A 364-nucleotide genomic window follows, 5' to 3' on the forward strand; every position below is an offset into this window, starting at 1 on the left:
CATCGGCCTGACCGAGCAGAAAATCAGCGACTTCAAGAAGGCCGGGCTCGATCATATCCAGATCAGTTTCCAGGCCAGCGACGAGCAGGTGAACAACCTGCTGGCGGGCTCGAAAAAGGCTTTCGCGCAAAAGCTGGAAATGGCCCGCGCCGTCAAAGCCCACGGCTACCCGATGGTGCTGAACTTCGTGACCCATCGGCACAACATCGACAAGATCGACCGCATCATCGAGCTGTGCATCGCACTCGAGGCAGACTTCGTCGAACTCGCGACCTGCCAGTTCTACGGTTGGGCACAGCTCAATCGAGTCGGGCTATTGCCGACCAAAGAGCAACTGGTGCGCGCCGAACGCATCACCAATGAG

Annotated in this window: 1 protein-coding gene; it reads left to right on the plus strand. The window is 58.2% G+C overall.

Annotated elements, in window-relative coordinates; all coding sequences use genetic code 11:
* On the plus strand, positions 1-364 hold a 364-nt coding region (locus NPS56_RS31065; protein ID WP_337994725.1), incomplete at both ends, for a radical SAM protein.

This window comes from Pseudomonas putida, assembly GCF_028682635.1.
GTDB lineage: Bacteria > Pseudomonadota > Gammaproteobacteria > Pseudomonadales > Pseudomonadaceae > Aquipseudomonas > Aquipseudomonas putida_AE.